We start from the raw sequence: 11,731 nt of genomic DNA on the forward strand, positions 1-11,731 counted from the left end.
AAAAAGGTTACTAAGGGGGGGATTCTATTGAGCCGGATGGACGACAAAAGGTTTAATTGTGAGAAGGAATTAACGCTTGCAGTGATTGGCGGTAAATGGAAAATGCTCATTTTATGGCATTTAGGAAAAGAAGGCACAAAACGGTTCAATGAATTAAAAACATTGATTCCTGATATTACGCAGAAGATCCTCGTGAATCAGCTGAGAGAGCTTGAGCAGGATATGATTGTTCACAGGGAAGTGTATCCAGTTGTCCCGCCGAAGGTTGAATATTCTCTGACCCCGCACGGAGAAAGCCTCATGCCTATTCTTGAAGCCATGTATGAGTGGGGGAAAGGCTATATGGAATTGATTGATATCGACAAAAATGTCATGAAAGAATCGTTGTAAGACGCTCTTCGCAAGGGTGTCTTTTTTTGCCTTTTTTTCGGTTTTTGCGCGGTACACATAGTCATGTAAAGATTGTAAATTGCATTCAGCAATAAAAAAAGATTGAACGCAGCAGTTTGGTTTAAAAATTTTTATTTTTCTGTAAATAATGTTTAGTGGAAATGATTGCGGCATCCCGCAAAAAATATTGCTGTAAATAAACTGGAATCTTTCGGCATCCCGCATGAAACTTTTCACCCATTTTTCGGTGATAAAAACATTTTTTTCATTTAAACTGAACGGTAGAAAGATAAAAAATATTGAAAACAATGAATAAATAGCCAAAATTGGTTTCTTATTAGGGTGGGGTCTTGCGGTCTTTATCCGCTTATGTTAAACGCCGCAATGCTGACTGACGGCAGCCTGCTTTAATAGCGGCCATCTGTTTTTTGATTGGAAGCACTGCTTTTTAAGTGTAGTACTTTGGGCTATTTCGGCTGTTAGTTCATAAGAATTAAAAGCTGATATGGATAAGAAAGAGAAAATGCGTTGCACATGTTCACTGCTTATAAAGATTAGGGGAGGTATGACAATATGGAAATAACTTTTTACCCTTTAACGGATGCACAAAAACGAATTTGGTACACAGAAAAATTTTATCCTCACACGAGCATTTCAAATCTTGCGGGGATTGGTAAGCTGGTTTCAGCTGATGCGATTGATTATGTGCTTGTTGAGCAGGCGATTCAAGAGTTTATTCGCAGAAATGACGCCATGCGCCTTCGGTTGCGGCTAGATGAAAACGGGGAGCCTGTTCAATATATTAGCGAGTATCGGCCTGTTGATATAAAACATACTGACACTACTGAAGATCCGAATGCGATAGAGTTTATTTCACAATGGAGCCGGGAGGAAACGAAGAAACCTTTGCCGCTATACGATTGTGATTTGTTCCGTTTTTCCTTGTTCACCATAAAGGAAAATGAAGTGTGGTTTTACGCAAATGTTCATCACGTGATTTCTGATGGTATCTCCATGAATATTCTCGGGAATGCGATCATGCACATTTATTTAGAATTAGCCAGCGGCTCAGAGACAAAAGAAGGAATCTCGCATTCATTTATCGATCATGTTTTATCTGAACAGGAATATGCTCAATCGAAGCGGTTTGAAAAGGACAAGGCGTTTTGGAACAAACAATTTGAATCGGTGCCTGAACTTGTTTCCTTGAAACGGAATGCATCCGCAGGGGGAAGTTTAGATGCTGAGAGGTTCTCTAAAGATGTGCCTGAAGCGCTTCATCAGCAGATTCTGTCGTTTTGTGAGGCGAATAAAGTCAGTGTTCTTTCGGTATTTCAATCGCTGCTCGCCGCCTATTTGTACAGGGTCAGCGGCCAGAATGATGTTGTGACGGGAACATTTATGGGCAACCGGACAAATGCGAAAGAGAAGCAGATGCTTGGCATGTTTGTTTCTACGGTTCCGCTTCGGACAAACATTGACGGCGGGCAGGCGTTTTCAGAATTTGTCAAAGACCGGATGAAGGATCTGATGAAGACACTTCGCCACCAAAAGTATCCGTATAATCTCCTAATCAACGATTTGCGTGAAACAAAGAGCTCTCTGACCAAGCTGTTCACGGTTTCTCTTGAATATCAAGTGATGCAGTGGCAGAAAGAAGAGGATCTTGCCTTTTTGACTGAGCCGATTTTCAGCGGCAGCGGATTAAATGATGTCTCAATTCATGTAAAGGATCGATGGGATACTGGGAAACTCACCATAGATTTTGATTACCGCACTGATTTATTTTCACGTGAAGAAATCAACATGATTTGTGAGCGCATGATTACCATGCTGGAGAACGCGTTAACGCATCCAGAACATACAATTGATGAATTAACACTGATTTCTGATGCGGAGAAAGAGAAGCTGCTTGCGAGGGCCGGCGGTAAATCTGTGAGCTACCGTAAGGACATGACGATACCAGAGCTGTTCCAAGAAAAGGCTGAACTGCTTTCTGATCATCCAGCGGTTGTATTTGAAGATCGCACATTGTCCTATCGAACGTTACATGAGCAATCTGCACGCATCGCCAATGTGCTGAAACAGAAAGGGGTTGGCCCGGACAGTCCTGTCGCGGTTTTGATTGAACGCTCTGAACGGATGATTACAGCTATCATGGGAATTTTAAAAGCCGGCGGAGCCTATGTGCCGATTGATCCGGGTTTTCCTGCTGAGCGCATTCAATATATTTTGGAGGACTGCGGGGCGGATTTCATCCTGACTGAATCGAAGGTTGCGGCGCCTGAAGCCGATGCTGAGCTGATTGACTTAGATCAGGCGATTGAGGAAGGTGCAGAAGAAAGCCTGAATGCAGATGTGAACGCTCGGAACCTTGCCTACATTATTTACACATCGGGAACAACCGGACGCCCGAAAGGCGTTATGATCGAGCATCGCCAGGTTCATCATTTGGTTGAATCTCTGCAGCAGACGATTTATCAAAGCGGCAGCCAAACCCTGCGGATGGCATTGCTTGCGCCGTTCCACTTTGATGCGTCAGTGAAGCAGATCTTCGCGTCGCTTCTTTTGGGCCAAACCCTTTATATCGTACCGAAGAAAACAGTGACGAACGGGGCCGCCCTTACTGCATATTATCGGAAGAACAGCATTGAGGCGACGGACGGAACACCGGCTCATTTGCAAATGCTGGCAGCAGCAGGCGATTTTGAAGGCCTAAAACTGAAGCACATGCTGATCGGAGGAGAAGGCCTGTCATCTGTTGTTGCGGACAAGCTGCTGAAGCTGTTTAAAGAAGCCGGCACAGCGCCGCGTTTGACTAATGTGTACGGGCCGACTGAAACGTGCGTTGACGCGTCTGTTCATCCGGTTATCCCTGAGAATGCAGTTCAATCAGCGTATGTGCCGATCGGGAAAGCGCTGGGGAATAACCGCTTATATATTTTGGATCAAAAAGGCCGGCTGCAGCCTGAAGGCGTGGCGGGTGAGCTTTATATCGCGGGAGACGGTGTGGGCCGAGGCTATTTACATTTGCCTGAATTAACGGAAGAGAAGTTTTTACAAGATCCATTCGTGCCGGGCGATCGCATGTACCGGACCGGGGACGTGGTGCGCTGGCTTCCAGATGGAACAATCGAATATTTAGGCAGAGAGGATGACCAGGTCAAAGTCCGCGGATACCGGATTGAGCTTGGGGAAATTGAAGCCGTGATTCAGCAGGCGCCAGACGTTGCAAAAGCCGTTGTTTTGGCACGCCCTGACGAACAGGGAAATCTTGAGGTTTGCGCATATGTTGTGCAGAAGCCTGGAAGCGAATTTGCGCCAGCCGGTTTGAGGGAGCATGCGGCCAGACAGCTTCCTGACTATATGGTGCCGGCTTACTTTACAGAAGTGACAGAAATTCCGCTTACACCAAGCGGCAAAGTCGACCGCCGCAAGCTGTTTGCACTAGAGGTGAAGGCTGTCAGCGGCACTGCCTATACAGCGCCGCGAAATGAGACTGAAAAAGCAATCGCAGCCATTTGGCAGGACGTGCTGAACGTTGAGAAGGCGGGGATCTTTGACAATTTCTTTGAAACTGGCGGACATTCATTAAAAGCCATGACCCTTTTAACAAAGATTCATAAGGAAACAGGCATTGAGATTCCGCTTCAATTTTTGTTTGAGCATCCGACGATTACGGCTCTTGCAGAGGAAGCTGATCACAGAGAAAGCAAAGCTTTTGCGGTGATTGAACCTGCTGAAAAACAGGAGCATTACCCGCTTTCATTGGCACAGCAGCGAACATATATCGTCAGCCAGTTCGAGGATGCGGGAGTCGGCTATAACATGCCAGCAGCAGCAATTCTGGAAGGGCCTTTAGATATTCAAAAGCTGGAGCGCGCATTTCAGGGATTAATCCGACGCCACGAGTCATTGAGAACATCATTTGTTCTTGAAAACAGCACGCCGAGACAGAAAATTCACGATAGCGTTGATTTCAACATCGAAATGATTGAAAGAGGCGGCCGCTCAGATGAGGCAATTATGGCTTCATTCGTTCGGACATTTGATTTGGCGAAAGCTCCGCTGTTCAGAATCGGTTTGCTGGGGCTTGAAGAGAACCGTCATATGCTGCTGTTTGACATGCACCATTTGATTTCTGACGGTGTATCCATTGGCATTATGCTGGAGGAGTTAGCACGCATTTATAAAGGCGAACAGCTTCCTGATCTTCGTCTCCAGTATAAGGACTACGCTGTATGGCAAAGCAGACAGGCTGCTGAAGGGTACAAGAAGGACCAGGCTTATTGGAAGGAAGTCTTTGCAGGCGAGCTCCCGGTGCTTCAGCTTCTGTCCGATTACCCAAGACCACCTGTTCAAAGCTTTGAAGGGGATCGGGTGTCAATCAAGCTGGATGCGGGGGTAAAGGATCGCCTCAATCGTTTGGCTGAACAAAACGGCGCCACTTTATATATGGTGATGCTTTCCGCTTACTATACGCTTTTGTCAAAGTATACGGGGCAGGATGACATCATTGTCGGGACACCGTCAGCGGGCAGAAATCACTCCGATACAGAGGGCATTATCGGGATGTTCGTCAATACGCTTGCGATTCGCAGTGAGGTGAAGCAGAATGAGACGTTTACCCAATTGATCTCGCGTGTCCGCAAACGGGTGCTGGATGCCTTTTCTCATCAGGACTATCCGTTTGAGTGGCTTGTTGAAGATTTGAACATCCCGCGTGATGTTAGCAGGCATCCGCTGTTTGACACGATGTTCAGCCTTCAAAACGCGACAGAGGGCATTCCGGCTGTCGGCGATCTTTCCTTGTCTGTTCAAGAGACCAATTTCAAGATTGCCAAATTTGATTTGACGGTGCAGGCGAGAGAAACCGATGAAGGCATTGAGATTGATGTGGATTACAGCACAAAGCTGTTTAAACAAAGCACGGCAGACAGGCTGCTTACGCATTTTGCGCGTTTGCTTGAAGATGCTGCGGCTGATCCAGAGAAGCCGATTTCTGAGTATAAGCTTCTTTCTGAAGAGGAGGCTGCTTCGCAAATTCAGCAGTTTAACCCGGGCAGAACACCTTATCCGAAAGATAAAACAATTGTTCAGCTGTTTGAGGAGCAAGCGGCGAATACGCCAGACCACACTGCGCTTCAATATGAAGGCGAATCACTCACTTATCGTGAACTGAATGAACGGGCCAATCGTTTAGCCCGCGGCATTCTTTCTCTTGGAGCTGGCGAAGGCAGAACTGCGGCTGTCTTATGCGAGCGGTCAATGGATATGATTGTGTCGATCTTGGCAGTATTAAAATCAGGTTCGGCTTATGTTCCGATCGATCCGGAACATCCGATTCAGCGGATGCAGCATTTCTTCCGTGACAGCGGAGCAAAGGTGCTTCTCACTCAGAGGAAATTAAAGGCTTTGGCGGAAGAAGCGGAATTTAAGGGCGTTATCGTGCTAGCCGATGAGGAAGAAAGCTATCATGCCGATGCGCGAAATCTCGCACTGCCTCTTGATTCTGCAGCAATGGCCAACCTGACGTATACTTCCGGAACGACTGGAACACCTAAGGGGAATATCGTGACACATGCCAATATTCTCCGCACGGTGAAGGAAACGAATTATCTCAGCATTACAGAACAGGATACGATTCTCGGTCTTTCCAATTACGTGTTTGACGCGTTTATGTTCGATATGTTCGGCTCTTTGTTAAACGGAGCCAAGCTGGTGCTGATACCGAAGGAAACCGTTTTGGACATGGCTCGCCTGTCCCGCGTCATTGAACGGGAGAACATCAGCATTCTCATGATTACAACCGCTTTGTTCCACTTGCTTGTGGACTTGAATCCGGCATGCTTGTCAACGCTTCGCAAGATTATGTTTGGCGGGGAACGGGCTTCGGTTGAGCATGTCAGAAAAGCTTTGCAAACGGTTGGAAAGGGCAAGCTCCTTCATATGTATGGACCGTCTGAAAGCACGGTTTTCGCGACGTATCATCCGGTTGATGAATTGGAGGAGCACACGCTGTCTGTTCCGATTGGAAAACCGGTCAGCAATACGGAAGTATACATTCTTGACCGTACGGGACACGTGCAGCCTGCCGGGATTGCCGGAGAGCTTTGCGTCAGCGGCGAAGGACTCGTGAAAGGCTATTACAACCGTCCAGAACTGACTGAGGAGAAATTTGTTCCCCATCCGTTTACATCCGGCGAACGCATGTATAAAACGGGAGACCTTGCGAGATGGCTGCCGAATGGCGACATCGAATTTATCGGGCGAATCGACCATCAGGTGAAGATTCGCGGACAGCGCATCGAGCTTGGAGAAATCGAACATCAGCTGCAAACCCATGATCGTGTTCAGGAAAGTGTTGTGCTTGCCGTTGATCAAGGAGCGGGAGATAAACTGTTGTGTGCTTACTATGTCGGAGAAGGAGACATCTCATCACAAGAGATGAGAGAGCATGCTGCGAAGGACTTGCCGGCATATATGGTTCCTGCGGTGTTTATCCAAATGGACGAGCTGCCGCTGACAGGGAACGGAAAAATTGACCGGAGAGCGCTGCCGATTCCTGATGCCAACGTTTCAAGAGGTGTTTCATATGTTGCGCCACGCAATGGAACGGAACAAAAAGTCGCGGACATTTGGGCACAGGTACTTCAGGCAGAACAAGTCGGCGCTTATGACCACTTCTTTGACATTGGCGGACATTCATTAGCAGGCATGAAGATGCTTGCCTTGGTTCATCAGGAACTGGGCGTTGAGCTGTCACTCAAGGATCTCTTCCAGTCACCGACGGTTGAGGGCTTGGCACAGGTGATTGCCTCTGCTGAAAAAGGGACAGCCGCAAGTATCAGCCCGGCAGAGAAACAAGATACGTATCCTGTTTCTTCACCGCAAAAACGGATGTACGTGCTTCAGCAGCTTGAGGATGCGCAAACGAGCTATAACATGCCGGCGGTTCTGCGCCTGACAGGTGAGCTTGATGTTGAAAGGCTTAACAGCGTCATGCAGCAGTTAATGCAGCGTCATGAAGCCTTGAGAACCACGTTTGAAATAAAAGATGGAGAAACGGTGCAGCGGATCTGGGAAGAGGCTGAGTGCGAGATAGCCTATTTCGAAGCCCCGGAAGAAGAGACAGAGCGGATCGTTTCTGAGTTTATTAAGCCTTTCAAAATCGACCAACTTCCACTGTTCAGAATAGGGCTTATCAAGCATTCAGACACTGAGCATGTGCTGCTGTTCGATATGCATCATATTATTTCTGATGGTGCATCTGTCGGTGTGCTGATTGAGGAGCTTTCAAAGCTGTACGACGGAGAAACCCTTGAGCCGCTCCGTATTCAATATAAGGATTATGCCGTGTGGCAGCAGCAGTTCATTCAGTCTGAGCTTTACAAGAAGCAAGAAGAGCATTGGCTGAAGGAGCTGGACGGAGAGCTGCCGGTGCTGACGCTTCCGACTGATTACAGTCGGCCTGCCGTTCAAACATTTGAGGGAGACCGCATTGCATTTTCATTAGAAGCAGGCAAAGCTGATGCTCTGCGCAGGCTTGCAAAAGAAACGGATTCCACGCTTTACATGGTGCTTCTGGCTTCATACAGTGCGTTTTTATCAAAACTTAGCGGGCAAGACGATATCATCGTCGGTTCACCTGTGGCCGGACGATCTCAAGCGGACGTCAGCCGCGTCATCGGAATGTTCGTCAATACATTGGCGCTTCGCACGTATCCGAAGGGTGAAAAGACCTTTGCTGACTATCTTAACGAAGTGAAAGAAACGGCACTCAGCGCATTTGATGCGCAGGATTACCCGCTTGAGGATTTGATCGGAAATGTTCAAGTTCAGCGTGACACAAGCAGAAACCCGTTATTCGATGCAGTTTTTTCAATGCAAAATGCGAATATAAAGGATTTAACAATGAAAGGGATTCAGCTTGAGCCGCATCCGTTTGAACGGAAAACAGCCAAGTTTGACCTCACGCTGACGGTTGACGAAACCGACGGAGGGCTTACATTCGTACTCGAATACAATACAGCTCTGTTTAAGCAGGAAACGATTGAACGATGGAAGCAATATTGGATGGAGCTTTTAGATGCAGTTACTGGGAACCCGAACCAGCCGCTTTCCAGCCTGTCACTGGTCACAGAGACAGAAAAGCAAGCGCTTCTTGAGGCATGGAAGGGCAAGGCGCTGCCTGTGCCGACAGACAAAACGGTTCATCAGCTATTCGAAGAGACTGTCCAGCGCCACAAAGACCGCCCGGCTGTCACATACAACGGCCAGTCTTGGACGTACGGCGAGCTGAATGCGAAGGCAAACCGTCTCGCGCGGATTCTGATGGACTGCGGCATCAGCCCGGATGACCGCGTCGGCGTTCTCACGAAGCCGTCGCTTGAAATGTCCGCCGCGGTGCTCGGCGTCTTGAAAGCCGGAGCGGCGTTTGTGCCGATTGATCCTGACTACCCGGATCAGCGGATTGAGTATATTTTACAGGACAGCGGCGCGAAGCTCCTCTTGAAACAGGAAGGCATTTCAGTGCCGGATAGCTTCTCAGGAGACGTCATTCTTCTCGACGGAAGCCGCACGATTCTAAGCCTGCCGCTTGATGAAAACGACGAGGGAAATCCAGAGACGGCTGTAACTGCGGAGAACTTGGCGTACATGATTTACACGTCTGGAACGACCGGACAGCCGAAGGGTGTCATGGTCGAGCACCATGCGCTTGTGAACCTGTGCTTCTGGCACCACGACGCGTTCAGCATGACAGCGGAGGACCGCAGTGCGAAGTACGCAGGCTTTGGGTTCGACGCTTCCATTTGGGAGATGTTCCCGACCTGGACGATCGGTGCTGAACTTCACGTCATTGATGAAGCGATCCGCCTCGATATCGTCCGCCTGAACGATTACTTCGAAACGAACGGCGTAACGATCACGTTCCTGCCGACACAGCTTGCGGAACAGTTCATGGAGCTTGAGAACACATCACTTCGCGTATTGCTCACTGGAGGAGACAAGCTGAAGCGCGCAGTGAAAAAGCCGTACACACTCGTCAATAACTACGGGCCGACAGAAAATACGGTCGTTGCCACAAGCGCAGAAATCCATCCGGAGGAAGGCTCGCTTTCCATCGGACGGGCCATTGCCAATACGAGAGTATACATTCTCGGCGAGGGCAATCAGGTGCAGCCGGAAGGCGTAGCCGGAGAGCTTTGCGTGGCGGGGCGCGGACTGGCACGAGGCTATCTGAATCGAGAAGACGAAACCGCGAAGCGGTTTGTCGCTGATCCGTTTGTGCCGGGTGAGCGCATGTACCGCACCGGCGATTTGGTGAAATGGACGGGCGGCGGCATCGAATACATCGGCCGGATCGACCAGCAGGTCAAGGTCCGCGGCTACCGGATCGAGCTCTCAGAAATTGAAGTCCAGCTCGCCCAGCTTTCTGAGGTGCAGGATGCGGCGGTGACAGCTGTCAAAGATAAAGGTGGCAACACAGCGATCGCAGCGTATGTCACCCCGGAATCAGCTGACATAGAAGCACTGAAATCAGCACTGAAGGAAACCCTGCCGGATTACATGATCCCGGCGTTCTGGGTGACGCTGGACGAGCTTCCGGTTACGGCAAACGGCAAAGTGGACCGCAAAGCCTTGCCTGAGCCGGACATCGAAGCGGGAAGCGGAGAATACAAAGCGCCGACGACCGACATGGAAGAACTGCTTGCCGGCATCTGGCAGGACGTGCTTGGAATGTCTGAAGTCGGTGTCACCGACAATTTCTTCTCGCTTGGCGGAGATTCCATCAAAGGAATTCAAATGGCGAGCCGCTTGAACCAGCACGGCTGGAAGCTGGAAATGAAAGATCTCTTCCAGCACCCGACGATCGAAGAGCTTACCCAGTATGTAGAGCGTGCCGAAGGCAAACAGGCAGACCAAGGCCCGGTGGAGGGCGAAGTCATCCTGACGCCGATCCAGCGCTGGTTCTTTGAAAAGAACTTCACGAACAAGCACCACTGGAACCAATCTGTGATGCTTCACGCCAAGAAGGGCTTTGATCCTGAACGGGTGGAGAAAACATTGCAGGCGCTGATCGAGCATCATGACGCGCTCCGCATGGTCTATCGTGAGGGACAGGAAGACGTCATTCAATACAACAGAGGTCTTGAAGCTGCTTCAGCTCAATTGGAGGTCATCCAGATTGAGGGCCAAGCTGCAGATTACGAAGACCGAATAGAGAGAGAAGCGGAGCGTTTGCAAAGCAGCATCGACTTGCAGGAAGGCGGCTTGTTAAAAGCAGGCTTGTTCCAAGCGGAAGACGGAGATCACTTGCTTCTTGCCATTCACCACTTAGTGGTTGACGGCGTGTCGTGGCGGATTTTACTGGAGGATTTCGCCGCGGTATATACACAGCTTGAGCAAGGCAATGAACCGGTTCTCCCGCAGAAAACACATTCATTTGCAGAGTATGCAGAGAGATTGCAAGACTTCGCGAACTCCAAAGCCTTTTTGAAAGAAAAAGAGTATTGGAGACAGCTTGAAGAACAAGCTGTTGCGGCAAAGCTTCCGAAAGACCGCGAATCTGGTGATCAGCGAATGAAACATACAAAGACAATTGAATTCTCGCTGACTGCTGAAGAGACAGAACAGCTCACCACAAAGGTGCATGAGGCATATCACACAGAAATGAATGATATTTTGCTGACGGCATTCGGATTGGCAATGAAGGAGTGGACGGGTCAAGATCGAGTAAGTGTTCATTTAGAGGGGCATGGACGTGAAGAAATCATAGAAGACCTGACCATTTCTCGCACAGTCGGCTGGTTTACAAGTATGTACCCAATGGTGCTCGATATGAAGCATGCGGATGATCTGGGCTACCAGCTGAAGCAAATGAAAGAAGATATCAGACATGTGCCGAATAAGGGAGTCGGATACGGCATTCTGCGCTATCTGACGGCACCGGAACATAAAGAAGATGTGGCGTTCTCGATTCAGCCGGATGTCAGCTTCAACTATTTAGGTCAGTTTGACGAAATGTCGGATGCAGGTTTGTTTACGAGATCAGAGCTGCCATCAGGACAGTCATTAAGCCCTGAAACAGAAAAACCGAATGCGCTGGATGTTGTCGGATATATCGAAAACGGAAAACTGACGATGTCACTGGCCTATCATTCTCTTGAATTTCATGAAAAAACAGTACAAACATTCAGTGACAGCTTTAAAGCGCATCTTCTCAGAATCATTGAACATTGCCTATCTCAAGATGGTACGGAACTGACCCCGAGTGATCTTGGTGACGACGATTTGACGCTGGATGAGCTGGATAAATTAATGGAAATTTTCTAATAGA

Annotated in this window: 2 protein-coding genes; both read left to right on the forward strand. The window is 48.7% G+C overall.

Annotation, left to right across the window (positions count from 1 at the left end):
• The first annotated feature begins 27 nt into the window (after positions 1-27).
• Complete coding sequence (gene hxlR, locus QF06_RS00695) at positions 28-390, forward strand: transcriptional activator HxlR (protein WP_003246265.1); 363 nt, start codon at positions 28-30, stop codon at positions 388-390.
• Positions 391-963: 573 nt separating this feature from the next.
• The gene (gene srfAA / locus QF06_RS00700; protein ID WP_043940047.1) at positions 964-11,727 is read left to right on the forward strand and encodes a surfactin non-ribosomal peptide synthetase SrfAA; all 10,764 of its coding nucleotides are present in this window, start codon (positions 964-966) and stop codon (positions 11,725-11,727) included.
• Positions 11,728-11,731 lie beyond the last annotated feature (4 nt).

It is taken from the genome of Bacillus sp. YP1, assembly GCF_000877815.1.
Taxonomy (GTDB): domain Bacteria; phylum Bacillota; class Bacilli; order Bacillales; family Bacillaceae; genus Bacillus; species Bacillus subtilis.

Coding starts and splice junctions, on each gene's coding strand:
- srfAA (WP_043940047.1), top strand. CDS start 964: ATGGAAATAACTTTTTACCCTTTAACGGATGCACAAAAACGAATTTGG.